Source organism: Microbulbifer sp. Q7 (genome assembly GCF_001639145.1).
Lineage (GTDB): Bacteria > Pseudomonadota > Gammaproteobacteria > Pseudomonadales > Cellvibrionaceae > Microbulbifer.
Map to the genome: position 1 here is coordinate 2,410,869 of NZ_LROY01000002.1, position 24,512 is coordinate 2,435,380.

The 24,512-nt window shown below is 61.4% G+C and carries 13 protein-coding genes; 9 read left to right on the forward strand and 4 right to left on the reverse strand.

Annotated elements, in window-relative coordinates:
- Positions 1 to 8 precede the first annotated feature (8 nt).
- The gene (locus tag AU182_RS15685) at positions 9 to 518 is read left to right on the forward strand and encodes a hypothetical protein (protein WP_066967297.1); all 510 of its coding nucleotides are present in this window, start codon (positions 9 to 11) and stop codon (positions 516 to 518) included.
- 5 nt (positions 519 to 523) lie between these two features.
- On the opposite strand, the gene ppk1 is transcribed toward AU182_RS15685, so the two are convergent.
- Positions 524 to 2,593 carry a polyphosphate kinase 1 gene (gene ppk1, locus AU182_RS15690; RefSeq protein ID WP_227718297.1) on the reverse strand — a complete coding sequence of 690 codons (2,070 nt, stop codon included), beginning with the start codon at positions 2,591 to 2,593 and terminating at the stop codon, positions 524 to 526.
- Positions 2,594 to 2,745: 152 nt separating this feature from the next.
- On the opposite strand from ppk1, the gene AU182_RS15695 reads away from it, so the two are divergent.
- The 3 genes from AU182_RS15695 to AU182_RS15705 all read left to right on the forward strand — a co-directional run bounded on the left by AU182_RS15695 (position 2,746) and on the right by AU182_RS15705 (position 6,362).
- Positions 2,746 to 4,230, forward strand: a complete 1,485-nt coding sequence (locus tag AU182_RS15695) for a Ppx/GppA phosphatase family protein (RefSeq protein ID WP_066967299.1) — start codon at positions 2,746 to 2,748, stop codon at positions 4,228 to 4,230.
- A gap of 7 nt (positions 4,231 to 4,237) precedes the next feature.
- Positions 4,238 to 5,758, forward strand: coding sequence for a YdiU family protein (locus AU182_RS15700; RefSeq protein ID WP_066967303.1), 1,521 nt, complete (start codon positions 4,238 to 4,240; stop codon positions 5,756 to 5,758).
- A gap of 190 nt (positions 5,759 to 5,948) precedes the next feature.
- Positions 5,949 to 6,362: a DUF2147 domain-containing protein gene (locus AU182_RS15705; protein WP_066967306.1), complete on the forward strand. Its 414-nt coding sequence runs from the start codon at positions 5,949 to 5,951 to the stop codon at positions 6,360 to 6,362.
- Positions 6,363 to 6,443: 81 nt separating this feature from the next.
- Here the strand turns inward: AU182_RS15705 and parC are convergent, their stop codons facing one another.
- On the reverse strand, positions 6,444 to 8,693 hold the full coding sequence (gene parC, locus AU182_RS15710) for a DNA topoisomerase IV subunit A (RefSeq protein ID WP_066967309.1): 2,250 nt from the start codon (positions 8,691 to 8,693) through the stop codon (positions 6,444 to 6,446).
- Positions 8,694 to 8,922: 229 nt separating this feature from the next.
- On the opposite strand from parC, the gene AU182_RS15715 reads away from it, so the two are divergent.
- Entirely contained in the window at positions 8,923 to 9,531 is a 609-nt protein-coding gene (locus AU182_RS15715) for an ATP-binding cassette domain-containing protein (protein WP_227718298.1), read from the forward strand.
- Complete coding sequence (gene fetB / locus AU182_RS15720) at positions 9,528 to 10,322, forward strand: iron export ABC transporter permease subunit FetB (RefSeq protein ID WP_066967312.1); 795 nt, start codon at positions 9,528 to 9,530, stop codon at positions 10,320 to 10,322. Before AU182_RS15715 ends, fetB begins: the two co-directional genes overlap by 4 nt.
- Before the next feature lie 39 nt (positions 10,323 to 10,361).
- On the opposite strand, the gene AU182_RS15725 is transcribed toward fetB, so the two are convergent.
- Positions 10,362 to 12,302 (reverse strand): aconitate hydratase, encoded by a 1,941-nt coding sequence (locus AU182_RS15725; RefSeq protein WP_066967315.1) that lies wholly within the window; start codon positions 12,300 to 12,302, stop codon positions 10,362 to 10,364.
- A gap of 68 nt (positions 12,303 to 12,370) precedes the next feature.
- Positions 12,371 to 17,881, reverse strand: a complete 5,511-nt coding sequence (locus tag AU182_RS15730) for a DUF748 domain-containing protein (protein WP_153039254.1) — start codon at positions 17,879 to 17,881, stop codon at positions 12,371 to 12,373.
- Positions 17,882 to 18,160: 279 nt separating this feature from the next.
- On the opposite strand from AU182_RS15730, the gene selD reads away from it, so the two are divergent.
- The 3 genes from selD (at position 18,161) to AU182_RS15745 (ending at position 24,439) form a co-directional block, all read left to right on the forward strand.
- Entirely contained in the window at positions 18,161 to 20,590 is a 2,430-nt protein-coding gene (gene selD / locus AU182_RS15735) for a selenide, water dikinase SelD (RefSeq protein WP_193754361.1), read from the forward strand.
- Positions 20,591 to 20,858: 268 nt separating this feature from the next.
- Positions 20,859 to 22,169 carry an NAD(P)/FAD-dependent oxidoreductase gene (locus tag AU182_RS15740; protein ID WP_066967323.1) on the forward strand — a complete coding sequence of 437 codons (1,311 nt, stop codon included), beginning with the start codon at positions 20,859 to 20,861 and terminating at the stop codon, positions 22,167 to 22,169.
- A 161-nt stretch (positions 22,170 to 22,330) separates the two neighbouring features.
- Positions 22,331 to 24,439: a TonB-dependent receptor gene (locus AU182_RS15745; RefSeq protein ID WP_082859472.1), complete on the forward strand. Its 2,109-nt coding sequence runs from the start codon at positions 22,331 to 22,333 to the stop codon at positions 24,437 to 24,439.
- The last annotated feature ends 73 nt before the right edge of the window (positions 24,440 to 24,512 follow it).

Here is a 24,512-nt window from a genome sequence, read left to right on the forward strand (position 1 = left end):
GGTAAGAAGTGCGGTATTTCGGCTGTGGCGCCCTGAGCGTCGTCGTGACGATGTGGAGCCTGTCCCTGAGTGGCTGCGGCTACCTGCCCAGTGAAATGGATGCAGGAGCCAAAACCAGCAAGTCACCAGAACCGGGGGCCGCCGCGGGTGTTGTTGTACACACCGCCAACTGCGAAACCCGCGCCAAGGGCTTCAAGCTGCTCAACTTTGACGACCTTTATACGGTCACCGGGGACCCCCGCGAGCCGTTCCGCCCCGCGCAGAACCTGCCGGATACATACGACGTGCAAGCCTACCTGTGGGGCTACGACAATTGCCTGCAAAAAGGCAACTGCCAGCACGGCGACCACTACTGGATGATCAAACGCGGGCCGGAAGACGATTTTTCCACCTGGGTGGTCACACCGCAGTTCCCCCGCATTACCATCGAATCCCGCTGCAAGGACCAGCTGAAAATCGGCAAGCGCTATCGGCTGTCCATCAAAAACGGCAAGCTGGTCGGGCTCAGCCGAAACTGAGCGCCTCACACGTCTGCTTTTTTCAGGTATCGGTAAATCGCATCCTGCGAACGCACGCTGCGCTTCGCTTTTGAATTGGCGATGCGGCTGTTGCTCTGGTCCGCATCCAGTACCCGCGCTTTCTGGTTGTCCTGCCACTGCAGCTCGAGAATATCCAGCACGGTTTTCCGGTGCGCTGCGCACAACAGAGGAAAAGTGACTTCCACCCGGTGGTCCAGGTTCCGGGTCATCAGGTCTGCCGATGACAGATACACCTGGGTATCCCCACCGTTGTGAAAGGCATAGACCCGCGCGTGCTCCAGGTATTTATCCACCAGGCTCAACACCTGGATGTTGTCAGACAGCCCCCGGGTCTGGCACAGCAGGGCGCACATACTGCGCACAATGATTCTCACACGCACCCCCGCCGCATCGGCGCGGTACAGGTGCTCGATCACCTCAGAATCCACCAGGTTATTGCACTTGATAATAATTTCCGCGGGCTCACCCGCTACGGCCGCGGTAATCTCCCGCTCGATACACGCCAGAATATTGGGCCGGTTGCTATGGGGCGACATCCACACGTGGTGATAGTCCGGCTGTAAATGTGGCTGCTTGATGAAATCGAATACCCGGTAGGCATCTTCACCCAGCTTGTCATCGCTCGTCAGCAGGCTGAAGTCGCAGTAAAAACGCGCGGTGCTCTCGTTAAAATTACCGGTGCCAAAGTGGCTGTAATAGCGATCGCGCCCGCCCTCTTCACGCAGGATAGAAATCAGCTTGCAGTGCACCTTCAGGCCCGGCACCCCATAAATGACCTCGACGCCCGCATCGCTCAATTCGTTGGACCAGTGAATGTTGGCCTGCTCATCAAACCGCGCCTGCAGTTCCACCACCGCCGTGACCTGCTTCTGGTTGCGCACCGCATTGACCAGCGCCGCTACCACGCGCGAATTCTGCGCAACCCGGTACAGGTTGATACGGATTTCCCGCACCCTGGGGTCGATGGCCGCAGACGCCAGTAACTTGGTGATGACACGGAAGTCGTGGTACGGGTAATAGCACAGCCTGTCGCCCTCACGCAGCCAGTCAAAAATGTTGGCACTATCCGGAAGTGTGGGCAGTGGTTTGATCTTGCGGTAGGTGTGCTGCCGACTGTCGGCCGGGAAACGCATGAAATCCTTGGAGTTGTGGTAGCGCCCCCCGGGCGTATAGCTGTCGTAGCGCCCCATTTTCAGCTTTTTCTTGATCAGCTGCAGCAGTACTTCCGGCATGGTGGAGTCGTAAACCAGGCGTACCGGCTCTGCCTGCCTGCGCTTCTTCAGGGACTTCGCCACCCGATCGACAATATTCTGGGTAACGTGCTCACCCAGCTCGAGCTCTGCATCCCGACTGATTTTGAACGTATAAGCGGCGGCCTTGTCGATCGGCAGCACATAGCGGAACACATCCACCAGACACGCGCGGATCACATTATCGAGGACGATATACACCTTCTCGCGGTGCTTGTCCCGATGCGGGATGGCCACGAAGCGCGGCAGGATATCCGTAGGCAACTCCAGTCCGGCAAAGCGCAGACTGCCGTCTTCCAGCTCCAGATAGATCCCGAAGTAAATACTCGCTTCATTCAGCAGCGGCATGGTATCCCGGTCATCGATGAAAAACGGCTCCAGCTCCGGCAACACCTCGCGGTGGAAATATTCCTCTACATAGGCGCGCTGATTGTCGGTAAGCTGGCGTTCGTTGATCACATGAATGTCGTTTCGGCCCAGGTCTTCCAGCACCTTGTTGTAGGCATTGCCAAAGCGCGCCTGCAGGCGCAGCACCTTTTCATTGATCTGCCCCAGCAGGTCGGAGAATTGGTCTTTCCTCTTGCTGCCCTTGGTGAACGTGGCCAGTCGGCGAACATCGGCCACCCGCACCCGGTAAAACTCATCGAGATTGTTGGAGAAGATGCCAAGAAAGCGTACCCGCTCAATAATGGGCACGCTGTCGTCTTCAACTTCCTGCAGGACACGGGCGTTGAAGGAGAGCCAGCTGAGCTCCTTGGGGTACAGGGGAATGTCGTTTGCCATACTCTCTACTGCATTCTCCATGGAAAGGGATTCCGCGCGATTCACGCCGTGGTGGCAGTTGCCTGCTGGCAGAGCATGTCGCCGCTTGCGAAGGCATCGGTGCTTTAGAAAGCCATAGGTGATGACTGCATAGTTTGCTACATTTTTGTTACGAGAATTTGACAACCATAACCATGACCGCCGATACCGAAGCCACGCACGAACGTTACGCCGCCCTCGACCTGGGTTCCAACAGTTTTCATCTGTTGCTGGCAGAATTTCGCGAGCAGCGCATGGTGCGCCTGCACACCGACCGCGCCATGGTGCGTCTCGCCGAAGGCCTTGATCGCGAGTGCAACCTGGCGCCGGCGGTGGCGGAGCGCGCGCTGGAAGCCCTGCGCCGTTTCGCGCCCGTGATCCAGGACCTGCCACTGGAAAACGTGCGGGCGGTGGGCACCAATACGCTGCGGGCTGCGAGTTCCCGGGCGGACGGGTTTCTGGAAGCCGCCGAGTCCATCCTGGGCGCCCCCATCGAAATCATCTCGGGTATCGAAGAAGCGCGGCTGATCTATTCCGGGGTCATGGCCGCGGCAGAGGGCGCCCCCCAGCTGCGCTGTGTGGTGGATATTGGCGGCGGCTCGACGGAACTGGTGCGCGGGGTGGAACATCCCCGCCAGCTGCACAGCGTGAACATGGGCTGCGTAGGCTTCAACCGACGCTTTTTCGACAGCGGAAAAATCGATGCGGGCAAGCGCAACAATTTTATCCGCGCGCGCCGCGCCGCGCAGGCGGAGCTGCAGGAGCTACGGCATATGGCCGACGATGCCCTGGTTATGGGCGCCTCTGGCACGGTCAAATCCGTAGCGCGGGTACTGAATGACGGCGAGCTACTGCCCATTCAGCGCGACGCGCTCGATCGACTCGCGGACAAGGTGGCGAGCTGTAAAACCGTCGACGCCATCGGCCTGCCCCATCTCAACCCGGAAAGACGCCCGGTGTTTGCCGCCGGGCTGGCAATTCTGCACGGCATTTTTCGCGAGCTGGATATCCAGCAGATGCAGGTTTCGCCTTACGCCATCCGCGAGGGCATTGTGCATGACCTGGCGGGTCGCGCCGCCGGTGGCGATCGTCGCGCCGATACGGTGCTGGCCCTGATGGAGCACGGTGCCGTCGATCCCGAACAGGCCAGGCGGGTCGCCAATACGGCGTTGCAATTTCTCGGCCAGTTAAACCCCTATGCCCCGGTTTCCCAGCGGCGCCTGCTGCGCTGGGCCGCCGACCTGCACGAACTCGGCCTGGCGCTGTCCCACAGCAGCTTCCGCAAGCTCGGCGCCTACATGATCGAGCATGCGGACATGGCCGGGTTCAGTAAAAGCGAACAGGAAAACCTGGCGTACCTGGTGCGCAACCAGCGCGGCGACATCAAAGAAGTCAAAGAGCACTACGGTTTCCACCCCGGAACAGAGCTGCTACTGTGCCTGCGTCTGGCCTGTATCGTGCACCGGGACCATGTAGACCGCAGCATCGAAGGCCTTAGCCTGTCGGCAGACGGCCCCGGCTATCGCCTGCACGTTCCCGAAGACTGGATGTATCAGTATCCCGCCATCGAGGACCTGCTGGAGCTGGAGGTGGAATGCTGGGAAGACAAACAAATCAAACTGACGGTAAAACAGACTTAGGCGACCCGTGAGCAAAACCGACCCCAGCGCAACTTACCCCGATGCACTTTCCCTCAATGCACGCTCCCTCGACAAAGTGCACCTGCAGCACCGCTTCGCCGACCTGGGTGCGGTCTTCGGCACCCCCACCGCGCCCACCCCGCTGCGCGCGCCGCACACCATCCACGTGAACCCGTCGGTACTGGCACTGCTGGGCATCGACCCGCGCGAGGCAGACAGTGCCCAGTGGGCGCAGCTCGCCAGTGGCGCGCAACTATTTGCGGGCAGCGCCCCCTTCGCCATGAAATATACCGGTCACCAGTTCGGCGGCTATAACCCCGACCTCGGCGACGGCCGTGCACTTTTGCTCGGGGAAATCGAGTATCACGGCAAGCACTGGGACCTGCACCTGAAAGGCGCCGGTAAAACGCCCTACTCCCGCTTCGGCGATGGCCGCGCCGTATTGCGCTCCACCATTCGCGAGTATCTGGCCGGCGAGGCGTTAACCGCGCTCGGGATCCGCAGTACCCGTGCGCTGTGCATCGTAGGCAGTGACGAACCTGTGGCCCGGGAAACCATGGAGACCGGCGCCGCACTGATTCGCGTCGCCCGCACCCATATCCGCTTCGGCCATTTTGAATACCTGTTCTACACGCGCCAGCTGGAAGCCCAGAAGCAGCTGGTGCAGTTCGTCTGCGCACAGTTTTTGCCGGAGGTGAGTGACCAGCCCACGGCGGCGCAGGCCGAGGCCCTGTTGCGCTTCACCGTAAAGCGCAGCGCCGAGCTGGCCGCGGGCTGGCAATCGGTGGGCTTCGCCCACGGCGTACTGAACACCGACAATATGTCGATCATCGGTGATACGTTTGACTTCGGCCCCTACGGATTCCTCGACGACTACGAGCCGGGCTTCATCTGCAACCATTCAGATCACACCGGGCGTTACGCATTTGATGCGCAGCCCGGCGTGGTGCTGTGGAACCTGAACGCGCTGGCGCACGCGTTTTCCTCTCTGCTGGACACCGAGACACTGAAAGATTGCCTCGGCGAGTACCAGCCTCTGCTGATCACACACTATGCGAACTTGATGCGCGCGAAGCTGGGCCTGGCAATACACGACGAAAACGACCAGCAACTGTGCGCCGATCTGCTGCAGTTACTGGAGCAGGGACAGGCAGACTATTCGCTGTTTTTTCGCGCGCTGAGCCGCTATACCGGCGAGCGGCCGGCCGACGCACTGGCGGCACTGGTGGCTCCGGCACAACACCAGGCCCTGTCCGACTGGCTGCACCATTACGACCAGCGGCTGCAGAAAGAAACCCGGCCCGCCGAAGCGCGCCGGCACGCCATGCTGGGCACCAACCCCAAGTTCATCCTGCGCAACTATCTTGCGCAACGCGTGATTGAGGCAGCGCAGGCCGGCGACTACCAGCCCCTGGCCACCTTCTTTACGCTATTGCAGTCCCCATTCGAGGAACATCCCGGGTTTGATGACTGGGCTGCCGCACCGGCGGAATCCGGCAAGCACCTGCCGATCAGCTGCTCCTCGTGAGACCGGCGCCGGCCTGACGGTACAGGAACCGCTGGCGGTATATTTTCCTGCGCGGTGGTTTCGGCGAATTCCCGCGGCCTTTTCTTGCTGCACCATGACCCCAAGCATCTACACTAGAATGGAAGCCTCAGGGCAGAAATAGACCGAATATGGTGTTATGGTCACACCTTATTCTAGCGATGGACCTCTTATGAAAACTCTACTGCTTGCCATTACTGCATTACTCGTTTCTACCCAACTCGCCTTCGCTGATGTGGTCGGACGCTGGACGACCATCGACGACGAAACCGGACAGAAAAAGTCCATCGTCGAGATTTACGAACAGGGTGGCAAATACTACGGTCGCGTGGTCGACCTGCTGATGAAGCCGGACGACACCGTGTGTGACGCCTGCCCCGGCGATCGCAAGGGCAAACAGATTGTGGGTATGAACATCATCACCAACATGGTGAAAAAGGGCGACGTTTACGAGGGCGGCCAGATCCTCGATCCGGCCAAGGGCAAGGTGTACGACTGTAAAATGTGGGAGGAAGGCGGCAACCTGAAAGTCCGCGGCTACCTCGGCTTTTTCTACCGCACCCAGACCTGGTATCCGGCCAAGTAATCGATTCCGAGCCAGGCTCAGAAAATAAAAAAAGAGGGCAATATGCCCTCTTTTTTTATTACTGCGAGTGAGTGCGAAATTTTACTTCCGCTCCACCTCCACCCGGTCTACCTTCTGGAAACCGCGCGGCAATTTATTGCCACGCCGTCCACGCTCTCCCTGATAGTGCTCCAGCTCGGCAATCTTGATCTTGGTGTGGCGTTTGCCCGCATGAATCAGAAGCTGGTCTTTACCCTCCAGTACCGCAACCCCGACCACGATTTCCTCGCGGCTGGCAGCGCGGGCGGCGGGGATATTGATGATCTTGTTGCCCTTGCCCTTGGACAGCTCCGGCAATTCCGCTACCGGGAATACCAGCATGCGCCCCTCACTGGTAACCGCCGCGAGCAACGCATTTTCCGGATCTTCAATTTCCTGCGGCGGCAGTACGCGAGCGTTTTTCGGCAGGCTCAGCATGGCCTTGCCCGCCTTGTTGCGCGATTGCAGGTCGGCGTATTTGGCAATAAACCCGTAGCCGGCATCGGACGCCAGCAGCACTTTCTGTTCGTCGCCGCCCATCAGCAGGCCTTCAAAGGTCGCCCCTGACGGCGGGTTGATACGCCCGGACAGCGGCTCACCCTGACCCCGCGCCGACGGCAGGGTATGCGCGGCGATGGCGTAACTGCGCCCGGTGCTGTCGAGCAACAGCGCCGGCTGGTTGCTCTTGCCGCGGGCGGCATACTTGAAGCCGTCGCCGGCCTTATAGCTGAGGGATTCGGGGTCGATTTCGTGACCCTTGGCCTGGCGGATCCAGCCCTTGGCCGACAGTACCACGGTGATCGGATCGCTGGACAGCAGCTCGGTTTCACTGAAAGCGCGGGCTTCCTCACGCTCGACAATCGGCGAGCGGCGTTCATCCCCGAACTCGTCCGCGGCCGCCAGCAGCTCTTTTTTAATCAGGGTCTTGAGGCGACGGGCACTTTCCAGGGTCTTGGTGAGCATGTCGCGCTCTTTTTCCAGTTCCGCCTGCTCGCCGCGAATTTTCATTTCTTCGAGGCGCGCCAACTGGCGCAACTTGGTGTCGAGCACATATTCCGCCTGCACTTCCGACAGCTCAAAGCGGCGCATCAGCTCCTGCTTGGGCTCGTCATGGGTGCGGATGATCTCGATCACTTCATCAATGTTCAGGAACGCGATCAGCAAACCATCCAACAGGTGCAGGCGGCGCTCGACCTTGTCGAGCCGGAACTGCAGGCGCCGCCGTGTGGTGACGGTACGGAAGCTCAGCCACTCGGCGATGATCTTGTCCAGGGACTTCACCTGCGGGCGGCCGTCGATGCCAATCATGTTCAAGTTGACCCGGTAGCTCTTTTCCAGGTCCGTGGTGGCGAACAGGTGGTTCATCACCTGCTCCAGATCGACCCGGTTGGACTTGGGCACAATCACCAGGCGGGTGGGGTTTTCGTGATCCGACTCATCGCGCAGGTCGCTGACCATCGGCAGCTTCTTGGCCTGCATCTGTGCAGCAATCTGCTCCAGCACCTTGGAACCGCTGGCCTGATAAGGCAGCGCGGTGATGATGATGTCCCCGTCCTCTTTGCTCCACACCGCACGCATTCTCACCGAGCCTTTGCCGGTCTCGTAAATTTTTTGCAGATCGGCGCGGGGCGAAATGATTTCCGCCTCGGTGGGCATATCCGGGCCCTGGATAAACTCGCACAGCTCGCTCACGGTGGCCTTGGGGTTTTCCAGCATGTGCACGGTGGCATCCACCACCTCACGCAGATTGTGCGGGGGAATGTCGGTGGCCATGCCCACGGCAATGCCGGTGGTGCCATTCAGCAGGATATTGGGCACCCGCGCCGGCAGCACGGCCGGCTCATCCATGGTGCCGTCGAAGTTCGCCTGCCAGTCCACGGTACCCTGACCCAGCTCCGACAGCAGCACCTCGGAGTATTTACCCATGCGAGATTCGGTGTAACGCATGGCGGCAAAAGATTTCGGGTCGTCCGGCGAACCCCAGTTGCCCTGGCCGTCTACCAGCGGGTAGCGGTAGCTGAACGGCTGTGCCATCAGCACCATGGCTTCGTACACGGCGCTGTCGCCGTGCGGGTGGTACTTACCGATCACGTCGCCCACGGTGCGCGCAGACTTCTTGTACTTGGCGGTATTCTTCAGCCCCAGCTCGCTCATGGCGTAGACAATGCGGCGCTGTACCGGCTTGAGGCCGTCGCCAATATTGGGCAGGGCGCGGTCGAGAATCACGTACATGGAGTAGTCCAGGTACGCCTTCTCGGTATACTCCGCCAGGTGCTGGCGTTCGGATGCGTCAAAGACGGAGGGCTCGGTCATACTGCGAGAGTCTCGTTATTCTGTTCGAAATGAAGGTAGAAGTTGGGGGGGATTATGGCGGACAGACGCCAGTGGTTCAAAGACCCCCGTCCACTACCCGTGCATTTCACCCCATACCTGCGGCAATCGCGGATTGCGGTGGCGGTACCATTGCTGCTAAAAACAGCGTTCCCCCACCCCGTGTATGGCCCGTGGCCCACGGCTTTCAAACGGATCCAGGCAACCCAACTTGAACACTGCAAACTCGCTGGACATTGCACAACTGGCTATTGGCGACCTCAAACCGGTCGACCTAACAATTGCACCCGGCGAAATCGTCTGCTTGTCGGGCACCTCCGGTATCGGCAAAAGCCGACTGCTGCGCGCCATCACGGACATGGAGCTGCATAGTGGCGAGGTGCATCTGGGAAACCAGGCGCGCGCAGCCATGCCCGCGCACCGCTGGCGCCAGGCGGTGATGATGGTGCCGGCAGACAGTGCCTGGTGGGGAGAAACGGTCGGGGAACATTTTCCGGAGGGTACCACCGTGCCCGACGCCCTTGGTTTAGCGGAAGAGTGCATGATGTGGCCGGTGTCCCGGCTGTCTTCCGGGGAAAAGCAGCGCTTGGCGCTGCTGCGCGCCCTCGCCCGAGACCCGTGCGCCCTGCTGCTGGACGAGCCCACCGCAAACCTCGACGAAGACACCACCGAACAGGTGGAGCACTGGTTGCAGGAGGAAATCCAAAACCGGCAACTACCGGTGCTGTGGGTCGCCCATGCCCGCGCACAGATTACACGTGTGGCGCAGCGGCATTTCCACCTCGATGACGAAGGCAGTATGGAGGAGCGCACAGTATGAATGTCATCGATCTGAGCTGGTGGCAGCTGGGTATTGCCGCCGGCCTGGTAGTGGCACTCGCGGTATGCACCTGGCTGGCACAACTCAACATCGGTAAATCACTACTGATTGCGGCCGCGCGTACCGCCATTCAACTGGCGCTGATCGGCCTGGTGCTGGAGACGCTGTTTACCGCGGGCAGCCTGGGGTGGGTGGCGCTGATGGGGATTGCCATGTTGCTGCTGGCCGGCCGCGAAGTGGTGGCCCGGCAGAATCATCCCCTGCGCGGGGGCTGGAGTTTCGGCATCGGCACCCTGTCCATGTTCATTTCCGCGTTTGCGGTTACCGTGCTGACGCTGGTGGTCATCATCGGCCCCGAGCCCTGGTACACCCCGCAGTACGCCATTCCCCTGCTGGGGATGCTACTGGGCAACACCATGACCGGTGTCGCCCTGGGGCTGGAACGATTGACGGAGGGCGCGCGGCGCGGGCGCGGTGAAATCGAAAACCGCCTGATGCTGGGGGAAACCTGGCACCAGGCCAGCGGTCAATTGCGCCGCGACGCCATGCGTGCCGGTCTCATGCCCACCATCAACGCCATGGCGGCGGCGGGTATCGTGTCGCTACCGGGCATGATGACCGGCCAGATTCTTGCCGGCAGCTCGCCGGCTCTGGCGGTGAAGTACCAGATACTCATCATGTTCACCATCGCCGCCGGCACCGGCTTCGGCACCTTCGCGGCAGTGGCACTGTGCGCGCGGCGCCTGTTCGACCGGCGCGAGAGGCTGCGGCTGGACCGCCTGGCCAGCTAGCCGCGAGGCGCGCTGGCGCTGCTGACGCACAGGCGGAGATCACTCCAGGTGGTTTTTCCGCACCTCATTGATCAGCCCACCCGCAAGCACTGTGGCAACCTCTTCCTCACTCATATTGTGCGTGACTTCCAGTGTGTTGCCGTCGGCCAGCTGCACCTTCACCGACTTACCCTTGCGCAGCTGCCCCGGCAGATCCTCAAAGGCCAGGGTGTCGTCCTGGTTCAGGCGCGCAAGATCCTCAGGTGTTTTGAACAGCAGCGGCACCACGCCGAAGTTGATCAGGTTGCGGCGGTGGATACGCGCCATGGAAACCGCGATCACCGCGCGCACACGGAGGTAGCGCGGTGCGATTGCCGCGTGTTCGCGGCTGGAGCCCTGCCCGTAGTTTTCCCCACCGATCACAAAGCAGTCGCCGTCGAGCTTTTTCGCGCGGTCGTAAAAGGATTCGTCAACGCGGGAAAAGGTGTAATGGCTGATGGCGGGAATGTTTGAGCGCAGCGGCAGGATATCGGTACCGGCTGGCAGAATTTCATCGGTGGAAACATTGTCCCCCACCTTGAGCAGAATGGGGCCACTCAGGGCATCCGGTAGCGCTTCGAAATCCGGCAATGGTTGAATGTTCGGGCCTTTCTCCAGTTCTACGGGTATTTCGTTGCTGGTATCCCGCGGTGCGAGCATCAGCGGGCGCATGTCGTTGAGAGTGTCCGGCTCGGCGAACGCCGGGTAGTCCATATCCATATCGCGGGGGTCGGTAATCACCCCCGTCAGGGCACTGGCGGTGGCCGTTTCCGGGCTGCACAGGTAAACCTGATCTTCCTTGGTGCCAGAGCGCCCGGGGAAATTGCGCGGCACCGTGCGCAGGCTGATACGGCCACTGGCGGGTGCCTGGCCCATGCCGATACAGCCGTTACAGCCGGTCTGGTGCAGACGCGCACCCGCCTGCAACAGGCGGTTGAGATCACCGGTACGACTCAGCTCTTCCAGCAACTGGCGGCTGGTGGGATTGATATCCAGTGAAATTTCTTCGGGAATATTTTTCCCGGCCACCATTTTTGCCGGCACTACAAAATCCCGCAGGCCGGGGTTGGCGCTGGAGCCGATATAGCTCTGGTAAATCGGCTTGCCCGCCACCTCGCGCACGGTCACCACATTGCCCGGGCTGGATGGGCAGGCAATCATGGGCTCCAGCGCAGAAAGGTCTATCTGCTCGCGGTGATCGTAGTCGGCGCCCTCCTCGGCTTTTTGTTCCACGAAGTCATCCTCGCGCCCCTGCTGGCGGAGAAACGCGCGAAGCATGTCATCCGCGGGGAACACGCTGGCGGTCGCGCCCATTTCCTGCCCCATATTGGCGATGACGTGACGATCCATGGCCGTCAGATTGTCGAGCCCCGGGCCGTAGTATTCGAACACCTTGTTCACACCGCCTTTCACATCGTAACGCCGCAGCATTTCCAGGATCACATCCTTGGCGCTCACCCACGGGGGCAGCTTGCCGCTGACCTCGACGCCGACCACCTCTGGCATGGTCAGGGAATACGGCAGGCCGGCCATCGCCAGCGCCACCTGTAATCCGCCCGCCCCCATGGCGAGCATGCCCATGGCCCCACCGGCACAGGTATGGCTGTCGGAACCCAGCAGTGTCTTGCCCGGCACACCAAAGCAGGCCATGTGCACCGCATGGCTGATGCCGTTGCCCGGCCGCGAGAACCAGAGCCCCCACTTGCGGCAGGCGCTGCGCAAAAACAGGTGGTCGTCTGCATTTTTGAAATCCGCCTGAATCAGGTTGTGATCCACATACTGTGCGGAGAGTTCGGTCTTGACCCGCGGCAAGCCCAGCGCCTCAAACTCGAGCATCACCATAGTGCCGGTGGCGTCCTGGCACAGGGTCTGGTCAATTTTGAGCTTTACCGCTTCGCCGGGCTTCATGGTGCCACTGACCAGGTGCTGCTCGATGAGTTGCCGGGTGAGGTTCTTTGCCATGACGTCGCTCCTGTATTCCATGAGTGGCCCAGCACATCCGATTGTTTCCACGTTGAGTGGGCATGCACTCAGTTGGAAAACTCGACATACGGGGCATCGTTATCCGTTCCAATATAGTCGGGGGCACATTGAATGAAGTCTTCCTGATCCAGCCCGGCCTCAATCAGGTACTTCTGCACGGCGCGGCTGCGTCGGTTGGAAAGCCGCGACAGTTCTTCGCGCATACCCCGCGGGGGGTCTTTGTAAAAATTCTCACGCGCCTCGCCTGCGCCGCGCATGGCACTGGCCTCATGGGGGAACAGGATTTCGAGATCTGGCGCCGTTGCCACAGCACAGATTCCAGGGCGTGCTTTCGGGTTGTCGCGCATTTTTTCCAGCATGCCGTTGAGCTGCGCTTTGGCCGTCTCACTCAGGGTATCGCTTCCCGGGGTAAACTCAAGGTCAGAAAATTCGACGGCGCGGAAACGCGCCCATGCGAGTTTCGCCAGGCTGTAGAAACCGACCGGAGTAAAATAAGCAAACAACGCCTCCAGGATGGCCCGCTGCAACAGGTCACTGAAGATAAAGCTGAAAGAGAACTTGGGATCGTACAAGTCGCCGGTGACCGGCATATCAAAACGCACGTCGCCGTCACCGTCCTTCATCAGTGCCAGTGCCAGGCCCAGGGGAATCAGGCTTTTCTTGACGGCGAGATGGTCAGCGTCACGCACCCGCCGCACCTTGATCTTTTGCAGATCCATTTTCGCCAGTGCATTGACCGCGTTGTCGTCCACCGCAATGTTGACCACCGCATCCAGCTGCCCCTGCAGAATCTTGTAGCCCAGCAAACCAGCCATATACGGGGTCGCCGGAATCAGGTTGGCGCCCTCCACATAGCCCAGCACACCCGCATCCCAACGTTTGTCTTCCAACAGATTGATCTGGCCCGCGAGGTGCATTTCACTGAAGCCGCCGGGGCTTGCATTGAACACAATCAGTGCTGGCGGGTCTTCGTGATAATTGCTCGCCCCCTGCAATAACAGGTTGATCTGGCGTACCGGAAGGTGGGCGTGATACTCATGGGTATTATCCAGCCAGAGAAAATGCCCGCGGTCTACGTACAGCTGGCGCACCCGGTAGCGAAAGCGGTTCGCGTTTCGGGCCCTATCGGCGCGCTGATACCGGAAACGCTGCAGGTCTGGGCCCTGGTCGCGAAAACGCTCCCAGGCACCCAGCCTCCCCTCGCGACCGCGCGCCAGAATACTGCGCGGCCGAATCACGTCGACGGTGTCGATCTGCAGCATTTTATCCGCCGGGAAATACTCGAACTGGCTCACCCTCAGCGACTCAATCTCCGTATTCCACTGATGATTGACGTATTCCTGGGCGCGCACATCGCGGCGCAACAGGCGGCTGTCGGCGATTTCCAGAAACAGCATGCGCACAAGGGACTTGGCCACCGTCAGCTCGCGCATTTCGATATAGGCGGTTTCCAGCAGCTGGTCACCATCCATATCGATCACCATCAAACCCTCAAGCTGCGCCAGCGGTAAATCCAGCCGACGCTGTTCGAAGCTGAACTTTCCGGAGGTGCGCGCGCTGTCCAGGTGGACGCAGTTGCGTACCCCGCGGATATACCCCTGCGGAATACAGCTGCTGACGTTTTCCAGTTGCAGATTTTTCCCTTCCAGTGCCTGCTGCCCAAAGCCCAGCACGTCCGCCTGCAGCGCAGCCACATGCAGTAGCTCGGAAGGTAAACCCTGGGGAAAATCCCGTTGCGTCACCCGCAAGCCATCGACCTTGATATCGCGAAACTGGCGCTGGGCCAGGCCACTGCGCAGATCCCCCAGCTGCACCCGGTGTTCGCTGCCGACGGTGATCTTGCCCACCTCGTAACAGGGCGCGAGCGGCTTTTCCCCAAACCGAAAAGCACTGAAGCAACCGCTGAGCCCGGTGACCTCGCCGCGGTTCAGCGCCAGTGTGTCGCGCGAGAGTGCCAACCCGTTGAGTCCCAGATGGGTAAAACCCAGCCGCTTGCGCTGCCCCTGGTGGAACGCAAAGTCTTCCATGGCGATGCGCCCCGAAGCCCGCAGCGCGTCCTCGATCGCCAGCTGCTGTTTGCCATCAATCCGCAGTGCAGCGAAGGAAAAACACAGGGGTTCTTTACCTACCGCCGCGCGGTCGCGACGTTGCTCCGGCAAGCAGCCGGCGAAGTCGCGCGCAAAGAGGTCCTCCACCTGCACCCGAGCGCCACCGGACCAGCGCATGGATTGCCACTCCAGGTAATTCAGCTTCAACGGGGTGCCCGCCACGGGCGACAGTTGCAGTTTGGAGGCCTGCAAGGGGCCCAGTGCGAGCCGTTCTATCTCACCGTCGTTGAAGTGATCGCCACTGCCGAGGCTCACAAGATTGTCACCGCGCAATTGCACGCGGCCGGTGGAAAGGCAACCGCGCCAGCGCGCGCTGCTGTCGGCACGTATGGCCGCAGCTCCCAGCCAGTCCTTGAGGCCGCACCCATCCGCGCTCTGCAGTCGCAGGTTATGCAGATTCAGCGCCAGCGGATGCCCCGGGTCCGCCACCTGAACCATGCCGACTTTTTCCACACTCAATGCCCCCAGTTGCAACTGTGCGGGGTCGTCGAGACGGTGGTGCAGGGTCAGGTTGGCCACGGACAGGCCGCCGTTTGCCGAGCTGAGCTGGCGTCCGCGTACACAGCGAGGCAGCATCCGGTCGCCGCCCTCGCCCAGGGGCAGGCACAGGTCAATCGCCTCCGCGGTGAGCACCTGGATTTTCCAGTCGGTGCGCGCACCGGGTGTACGCGGCAGTTTTGCCGCCAGCTCGAGCCCCGACAGTTTGCGAACATCCAGGGTGGTGTCCTGCGCGCTGCCGCTCAGGGAAAAGGCATCGACGGACAGTTCGTTGATATTGGCGTTGAATTGATGGCGCCCGTAATCCACGGCGAATTGCGTGCCGGTGCGCAGGGTTTTTGCCGCGACGCAACGGCCCTCGGCGAGACAGAAACTGGCGTTGTCCAGTGCGGCGCCGGGGAGATCGAGGCGCAGGCGGGCAGGGTGCGATTGCAAACGGAAATCGGCACTTGGCAATTGCAGCTGTGACAACGTCAGCAGCGGCTGCTGATTTGCACTGTGTACATCCGCGCGCTCCAGGCTCAGATCGGCGGCAGCAAACAGCACCCGCAGTTGCGATGCGCGGCGGTCACGCTCGCCGCCGGTATCCTCATCACCCCCATCACCCGCGCCCCACTGGCGGGCCACGGCCAGCTGCAGTGGCTTGTTCTGCTGCAGATTGTGTACCGCAAAACACGCCGGCCGCCGTTGGTTACCCCCGCCGCCGGTGGCGGCCCGCCACGAAACCGGCAGGCAACCATCGAGCGCGGCCAGTGACAGGGCGTCGAGCTCCAGTTCCAGGGTGCGCACAGCGACCGCACGGCCGATTGGCTTGCCCGCCAAATGGCCGGATCCCGACGACGAACGCCCAGCGTCGCGCAGCGCGCCTTGTGTCTGCGCGCCCTCCGGCAGGCGGCCTTTTTCCACGCCTTCGTCCTGCGCATCGTCCACTGGGGCTTGTTCGGCAAACCAGCCAAACGCGTCACCGCTGGCGACATACTCGCCCGGCGCCAATGTCTGACGGCGCAGGCGGAACAGCCCGTTGCCGGTGCTCAGTTTCTGCAACACCAATCCGGTCTGCGCCTTGGGGTCCCGGCTCAGGTGATCGGAGAGCAGCAGGGAATCCACCGCCAGTTTGCCGAGCACCAGCGAGGGCTGCGGTTTGCCCGTAAACACAAAGTCGCCCTCTGACCGCAGCCGCTGCAGATGGCCGCACAGCGGCGACAGGCGTTGCGACAACCAGCCATCGGGCACACATCCCTGCAGTGTCTGCAGGTGAAGATCTTCCAGCAGGTAGCGCTGCGCACGGGGCGACAATTCCATCCGGCGCCAATCGAGATCGGCGAGCAACAGCTGGTTTTCCACATCGTCGGGCGCAGCATCGGCGGGCCACAGCTTGAGCTTCTTCAGGGAAAATGGTCCGCTCTCCACGGCCCAGGATTGTGCCGGCTGATTTTCCCGAGGAACTTCGCGGGCGAACTGGAGATTTACGCTTTCTGGGATTTGCCATTGATTGAGCTGCACACAATGGTCCACGCGCCCCCAGAGCTGCGCGGGAATACAGCCGGAGGCGCCGTCCAGCGACAGGTTTTCAATCGCCAGGCGACGCCGGTCGTTGCGGTACTGGAGGCTTGCCAGGCGCAGATTATTCGCGGTGAAAGGGTTTGCTGGTGGCCTCGGTGCGTCGAGGTCCACCACAGTGCCCTGGGTCAGGCTCGCCTCCGCCAGGTCTGCGCGAAACCCGTCCTGCCAGGCAAAGGTTGTCGGCTGGGGTAGCCGCAGGCTGCCCGCGCGAATGCAGTAGTGGTGGCGGCCAGATTGGGAGGTCCCGGTGCGCAGGCGATTGGGGCACCAGGAAAAACCGCTGGCCCCGGCGCTCTGCCACTGCAGGGATTTGGCATCCCGCACAAAGTCAAAGTCATTGATGGCAATGGTTTCCGCGTGCCAATTCGGATGACGTCGGTTCTGATAGCGCAGCCGCACTTCCTGTCCGTTGATCCGGTACCAGGCCACCTCCGACTGCTTGCCAAATGAAAAGCTCGCCGGCCCGCGCACCTGTAGACGTCGCGTGGTGCCACAGTGGCTGGTCACGCGGCGCAGGCCTGGTATCGCTTCGGCCCAGCGCTCAGATAGACAGGCGGCAAATTTCCGCGTGGTGGCCTCCGACAGGCTCAGGCGGTTGGCGGGCCGCTCGAAACGCACTTGCCGGGTTTTGAATCGCACCACTGCAAGTACCGGATTTTCCTGCGCCGACTTGCGCCGGTCACCCGTGCCGGTTTCCCCGGTTTTAGCGCCCAATCCGCGCGACGCGGTTTCGCCGTGCAGCTCGTCCCAGACCAGCACGTTATCCAGCGCCATCTTGTCCGCGCCGATCAAAAACTGCAGTGGCTCATCGACCAGTTCGCGACGCCCGCCGACATAAAAATCCTCCGTTTCCAGTGCACCAATCCGCGCGCAACTGGGGGACGCCCATTGGGGTTTGTGCTGGTAACAGACGACCGTGTCACGCAAGCTGCCGGCGGCCAGATCCACCCGCCAGTTTCTGGGCTTTTTCTCCCCGCCCTCTTTCAATCGCCAGCCACCAATTTCCCACACCCGCCCGTGTTCGCCGGGTAACGACACCAGGTCCAGATAGGCGCCATCCAGTTCCACCCGATTAACGTGGATTTTGCCCCGCAATAACTGCCACCAGCTCAGCCCCAGCGTGGCCTCCCTTACCTTGAATCCACGATCGGATTCGTTGCGCACGGATACGCCCCGCAGGTGTGTACGCAGGCGCGGCAGGGAGACATCAATGTGCTCGATCTGCGCTTCCAGACCGCGCTCCTGTAACCAGCGCTGCACTGCACCGGGAAGCATTACCGCGACCAGAATATTCAGCGCGCCAATCAGCAACAGGGTAAATACCAGCAGCCACAACAGGCGGCGGGCACCCCGGTATTCTGCTGACGGATTCGCGGACGATGTGGACATCTAAACTCGGCGCACAAGGAATTTCGCGCAGCCAGTTTGGTTCATTTAGCAGCTGCACGCCCTCTACAGTAAAGACCAGCAGACTCGCCCCATCTGTCGCGAAATACCGCAACCGGGCATTTTTATTCCGGGCGACGAACCCTGCGCCGCCGTATCCAAACATTCCGGCGCCACTTGCCTCGCTACGTCACCCGCGGGCCGTGCTAAACCCCGAAGCACCGTTACACTGTTTATATTTCAATCAATTTGGTACAGCCTTAGCGGTTGGGGCAGGTGTCGGTGAAACAGTCAGAAAAGCAGCCCACGGGAGCGCATACTCACTATCAGGACATCGTGCTGATTGGCGGCGGTCACAGCCACAGTGTGTTCCTGCAGCTGTGGGCAAAAAAACCGCTACCCGGGGTGCGGGTGACCCTGGTGTCGCCGCAAGTACTGAGTACCTATTCCGGCATGCTCGCCGGGATGATTTCCGGCCACTACAGCTATAGCGATATCCACATCGACTTGCCGCGGCTGTGTCGGGCGGCCGGCGCACGTTTCGTGCAGGCGTGCGCACACCATATCGATCCGGTGGAGAAAACCGTCTCCCTGCTGGGACGCCCGGATCTGGAGTACGACCTGATTTCCCTCGACATTGGCGCCACCCCCTGTCGCCAGATACCGGGCTCGGAGCTGGCGATCCCCGTTAAACCCGTCGGCCACTTCCACCGCTACTGGCAACAACTGCGACAACAGGTTTACCGCCAGCACCAGCCGCTGCGCCTCGGCGTGGTGGGTGGCGGCCTGGGCGGCTGCGAGCTGGCCATGGCCATGGCCAGCGCACTGGAAGAGCCGGTGTACAGCGGTCGCGTGGAAATACACCTGCTGCAGGCAAGTGGAAAGCTTCCTCAGGAATTTTCCCTGCTCGGCCGCAGGTTAGTGGCGCGGGAGCTGGGACGACTGGGGGTACGGGCGCACCGCAACTGGCGGGTATCGGAGATTACCCCGTGCGGCGTGCACAACGACGAGGGAGAGTTCCTGGCACTGGACAAAGTTTTGCTGTGCACCGAAGCCGGGGCGCCCCCCTGGCTGGCGCAGTCCGGGCTGGCACTGGACCAGCAGGGTTTTGTGCGCGTCGACGAGTACCTGCGCGCAGAGCAACACCCCTCGGTATTTGCCGCCGGTGACGTCGCCAGCCCGGCGTCCGGCGGGAAGCGCCAACGCCAACGCAAATCCGCCAGGAATGCACTGAACCAGGGCCCAGCGCTGTTTCACAACCTGCGTGCCACGCTGCTGGAACAACCGCTCAAGCCCTACCGGGAAACGCGACGTTTTTTCCACCAGCTTGCCTGCGGCAGCCAGCGCGCCATTGTCGCCCGCGGTGGCTTTGCGGCGGTGGGCAGCCTGATGTGGCACTGGAAGGACCTGCACGACCGCCGCCTGATGCACGCCTTTGAAGGGGCAGCGGCGGCACACGCCGAATCGGCCCGGCAACGGATTCCCACGCGCCTGTCTGCCCTGTGGCGCACCCTGATGCAACCGGCGCCCTGCGGTCTTGACCAGCGCAATAACATGTCCGTTGCCGGTCTGCGCCATCACAGTCCCTCGAGGACGAGCGAGGCTAGGTTGCTGGATCGCGCCCTGGCGTCGCTGCCTCAGCCCCAGCCTATCGTGTCGACGCTCGCCCGCGGCCGCGATACTGCGGCGATCACCCTGCCCGCCAATCAATCGCTGCTGCAGCATTCGAGCCAGATAACCGCACCCGTCGCGGACCCCTGGCTGTACGGCCGACTGAGTGCATTGCATGCGCTCACGTCGCTGCTGACCGCACACGCGCAACCGTGTACCGCACAGGCTTTGGTCACGCTTCCACCGGGGGCACCAGAGATCGCGGCAAGGGACCTGCAGCAATTGCTGGACGGCGCCGCGCGCGAACTCAACCAGCATAACTGCGCCCTGAACGGCGGCAGCGCGAGTACCGGCAGTGCACTGCAACTGGGATTGACCGTCAACGGTACCATCGACCCGCAACAGCACCAGCCCGACCACCTCGGCGCGCGCGCCGGGGACTGCCTGATTCTCACCAAGCCGCTCGGCACCGGCGCTCTGTTCGCAGCGGAATGCCAGGGCAAGGCGCGCGGCCGCTGGATACAGCAGGCCCTGGAGATGATGCTGCAGAGCAATGCCACCGCCGCCGATATCTTTGCCGACCATCGCGCCCATGGGCTGCACAACATCAGCGATACGGGTTTACTGGGTGAACTGTTGACCCTGCTCAAGTGGCGCAACCACCGAGCAGCCCACGGCAAGCACGGCGCACACGCAACCGCACCTCACCTAGGCGCCCAGCTGTTAACAGACGCCCTCCCGTTTTTGCCCGGCGCCACCTGCTGTGCGGGACACGGTTTTCTCTCTGCGCAACACCAGCACAATGCCCGCGCCTATGATGCTTTGCAAAACCCCACACCCTGGCGCGCAGACCCTCTGCTACCACTGCTGGTGGACCCGCAAATCTGCGGTGGACTGCTCGCAACTGTTCCCGCCGAGCATGCCCAGAGCTGCCTGGCGGAGTTACAGGCGGCCGGGTGTCGGCACGCGGCAATCATTGGCGTTGTCGACGAACTACCCCAGTCCAGCGGGCAACGGCTTTATGCCACGCAGCCCATTCATCTGGTAAAAGGTGGCGACTGGAACAGTCTGGCGCAACGACCGAGCGCCGTGACGTCCTGAACGCGGTAGCGTCCTTCAGGGCGCACCAGCGCATCCCCGCGGAAAAACGCTTTCTGGTGAAACCAAGTTTCCATTGCCACCGGAGCTGGGTGCGTTAACATTGCGCCCATAGAATCAAAAGGGGCATTAAAGCCCTCCTGCCGGGTCTTCACAGAGACCGCCGCCCGACTGCCTATCATTCGACACCCGATTGTCCCACCGGCGAAGCCCGGTCATGCAAGGGCGCGCGAAGAGCACCTATTTTTTTAGCTCTAAGGAAATCTCTGTCATGAAAAGAATCGTCATTGTTGGTGGTGGCGCCGGTGGATTACAACTGGCCACCAGCCTGGGGCGCCACTTTTCCTTCAACCGATTTCACCGCCGCAATAAATCCCCGGTGGCGGAAGTCATTCTCGTGGATAAAAACCGTACCCATATCTGGAAACCCCTGCTGCACCAGGTAGCCACCGGCGCGCTTGACTCCAGCCTGGACGCGCTCAACTACCAGGTACACGCGCGTGCCAACGGTTTTCATTTCGAACTCGGCAGCCTGCGCGGGCTAGACCGGGCGGCAAAAACCATCGAGCTCGCCGAGGTCTGCGATAGCGACGGTCAACCACTCGTCCCCCCGCGCAATCTCGAGTACGACTACCTGGTAGTTACCCTGGGCAGCCAGAGCAACGATTTTCATACCCCCGGCGTGCGCGAACATTGTCAGTTTCTCGACAGCGCCGAGCAGGCGCAGAAGTTTCACACCAAGCTGCTCGATCAATTCTTACAACTGGAAAACCGGGTTGCAGAAGAGGTACACATTGCGATTGTCGGCGGCGGTGCCACCGGCGTGGAACTGGCGGCGGAACTGGTGGATGCAGTGCATGAGATGGGCCACTACAGCCGTATCAAAAATGGCGATCTGAAGGTCACCCTGATCGAGGCCGGCCCACACCTGCTGCCGGCACTGCCATCCAGACTCGGCAACAGTTCGCAAAAAGAACTCAGCAAAATCGGCGTACGGGTACTCACCGGGACCCAGGTTGCCGAAGCCACCGCCACCGGTTTCGTGACCAAGGACGGCGAGGAAATACCCGCGGCCATCCGCGTGTGGGCGGCGGGCGTGAAGGCACCGGACTTTCTTAAATCCATGGATGGCCTCTCCCTCAACCGCCAGAATCAGATCGAGGTAGAGTCGACCCTGCGCAGCAAGGACGACCCGGCCATTTTCGCTCTGGGTGACTGTGCCGGCTGTGAAGACGCCAACGGCCAGAAAGTGCCACCCCGCGCGCAGTCGGCGCAACAGATGGCCAAAACCGCCAGCGACAACCTGATCCGTCTGATCGAAAACCCGGACGCGGAACTGCAGCCATTTACCTACAAGGACCGCGGCTCACTGGTGTCCCTGTCCAAGTTCGACGCCGTGGGCAACCTGATGGGCGGGCTGGTGAAAGGCAGCCTTACCATCGAGGGGCGCCTAGCGGGACTCGCCTACCGCTCCCTGTATCGCATGCATCTGGCGGCCCTGCACGGCTGGCCCAAGGCAATGCTGCTGTATGTGATCGGGCAGGCTAACCGCTTCGTCAAGCCGCGACTGAAAATGCACTGACCCTCAGCCAGACAGACCCCCTGTCAATTGCGCCCGGATTGATTCACAGCGCCGCCACAGTGGCGGCGCTTTCCCCCATCACATCGCGCCGGTAACATGATCCTTTACCGGCCACCCCGCGTACATAAGCCCCCGACTGCCCGACACATGGTATTACCGCAATGACACCACTGATCGCTTTCGCCCTGGGTTCCCTCGCCGCAACCACAGTAACCACCGCCAACCCGCATACGCGCCCAAACCCCGTCGCAGAACCGGTTCTCGACGCAGCGATGGAACAGGTGGTCGTGACCGCAGCCCGCAGCGAGCAGCGCCTGCGTGCGCAGCCGGCCGCACTGACGGTACTGGACGATGACACCCTGCAATCGGTGAACGCGGTACACCCGAGCCAGGTGCTGTCCACCGTGCCGGGCGCGCTGATCAGCCGCGGCAACGGCCAGGAGAGTTTGATCGCGATCCGCTCACCGGTCCTGACCGGTGCCGGCAGCTGCGGCGCTTTTGCAATTACCCAGGACGGGGTGCCGGTGCGCGGCACCGGGTTTTGCAATGTGAACCAGCTGTTCGACACCCACTTTGAACTGGCCGGGCGCATTGAGGTGTTGCGCGGACCGGGTACCGTGCTGTTTGGGTCCGATGCCCAGCACGGGGTGATCAATGTCATCAGCGAAGCCCCGGTGAACGGCCATGCGTCCAGCGCAGCCATCGAGGGGGGTGCCAACGACTTTCAACGGGTGCGTCTGGAACACAGCCGCGGCGACACACAAGGCGGTTTTCGTATCGGCTTCAGCGGTGCGCGCGACGGCGGCTACAAGGACGACTCGGGGTACGACCAGCAAAAATTACAATTGCGTAACGACGGGCAGTGGGCCGACTGGTCCGTAAGCGCCCTGGTCAATCTGAGCAATCTGAATCAGGAAACCGCCGGCTATGTTGTCGGCAAGGACGCTTACAAGGACGATGCTCGCAAGCGGGAAAACCCTAATCCGGAAGCGTTTCGAGACAGCCAGTCCGCTCGTGCCCAGGTTAAGTTCGAGCGCACACTGGACAACGGCGACCACTTGCAGGTCACGCCCTACGCCCGTTATACCGATATGGATTTTTTAATGCATTTCCTGCCGGGTACACCGCTGGAAAAAAATGGCCAGAAAGGGATCGGCGTTCAGACGGCGCTGCGACACGGTAACGAAGAAGGGCTGGCCTTCATTAGCGGCATTGACCTGGAGTACACATCGGCCTGGCTGGGGCAAAGCCAGCAGGGCGGGTTTTCGGTGTTCCCCAGTGGAAAACAGTACGACTACTCCGTATCCGCAGCGGTTGCCGCAGCATTTAGCCAGGCGGAACTGTTTGTAAGCGAAACCACCACCGCGATCCTGGGCGCCCGTGGCGAATACCTGCACTACGATTACGATAACCACATGCTCAGTGGTGACACAAAGGATAATGGCGATGTGTGTATCAGTGGTTTTACCGGCGCCATCGGGTGTCGCTATTCTCGGCCAGAGGATCGTCGTGATGACTTTGCCAACCTCTCGTTGAATGCCGCCCTGGTGCACACCTTTGACCATGGGACGACCGGCAGCCTGCGCATGGCACACGGCTTCCGCGCACCGCAGGCAACGGAGCTTTACCGGCTGCAAAATGGCCAGACGGTAGCGGATCTGGACTCCGAATCCATTGATAGCCTGGAAGCGACCCTGCGCCACGACACGGACCATTTGCGCGCAAGTGTGACCGGATTCTATATGGAGAAATCTGATGTGGTGTTCCAGTCTTCGGATCGGTTAAATCTGAGTGATGGTGAGAGCCGACACTATGGCCTGGAGTACGAGTGGCAATGGACGCTGTCGGAACAGTGGCAGCTGGCGGCCGCGGGCACCTTCGCGCGGCACCGCTATACCAATGACGTCAGTGCGCCCGGTGCTGGCCTGATTGCGAGCAATGGCAACGATATCGACACCGCTCCGCGCACACTGCACAACCTCCGGGTGCGCTGGCTGGCAACTGACGCAACCCGGGTGGATCTTCGCTGGCAGCACACCGGCAGCTACTACACCGATATCGAAAACGCACATCGATACCCGGGGCACGATCTGCTACACCTGAGCGTGCAACAGTCCCTGAGCGCAGGCACCGAGATCGGGCTACGCATCGAAAACCTGGCAAATGTGGATTACGCGGAGCGCGCGGACTATTCCAGCCTCGGTGGCGGAGAGCGCTATTTCATAGGCGAGCCGCGTAGTGTCTACGCGGACCTGCGCTTGCGTTTCTGATCTGGCTCACTACGGCTATGTGCCATCGGGGCGCCCGGGATAGCACCCGGGCCTTCGCACCACTGGCACGCTC

Bases quoted from the DNA above. Each gene is read 5' to 3' on its own strand.
- AU182_RS15740 (WP_066967323.1), top strand. From the start codon at position 20,859: ATGAAAAGAATCGTCATTGTTGGTGGTGGCGCCGGTGGATTACAACTG.
- AU182_RS15745 (WP_082859472.1), top strand. From the start codon at position 22,331: ATGACACCACTGATCGCTTTCGCCCTGGGTTCCCTCGCCGCAACCACA.
- fetB (WP_066967312.1), top strand. From the start codon at position 9,528: ATGAATGTCATCGATCTGAGCTGGTGGCAGCTGGGTATTGCCGCCGGC.
- AU182_RS15730 (WP_153039254.1), bottom strand. From the start codon at position 17,881: ATGTCCACATCGTCCGCGAATCCGTCAGCAGAATACCGGGGTGCCCGC.
- AU182_RS15695 (WP_066967299.1), top strand. From the start codon at position 2,746: ATGACCGCCGATACCGAAGCCACGCACGAACGTTACGCCGCCCTCGAC.
- parC (WP_066967309.1), bottom strand. From the start codon at position 8,693: ATGACCGAGCCCTCCGTCTTTGACGCATCCGAACGCCAGCACCTGGCG.
- AU182_RS15705 (WP_066967306.1), top strand. From the start codon at position 5,949: ATGAAAACTCTACTGCTTGCCATTACTGCATTACTCGTTTCTACCCAA.
- ppk1 (WP_227718297.1), bottom strand. From the start codon at position 2,593: ATGGAGAATGCAGTAGAGAGTATGGCAAACGACATTCCCCTGTACCCC.
- AU182_RS15725 (WP_066967315.1), bottom strand. From the start codon at position 12,302: ATGGCAAAGAACCTCACCCGGCAACTCATCGAGCAGCACCTGGTCAGT.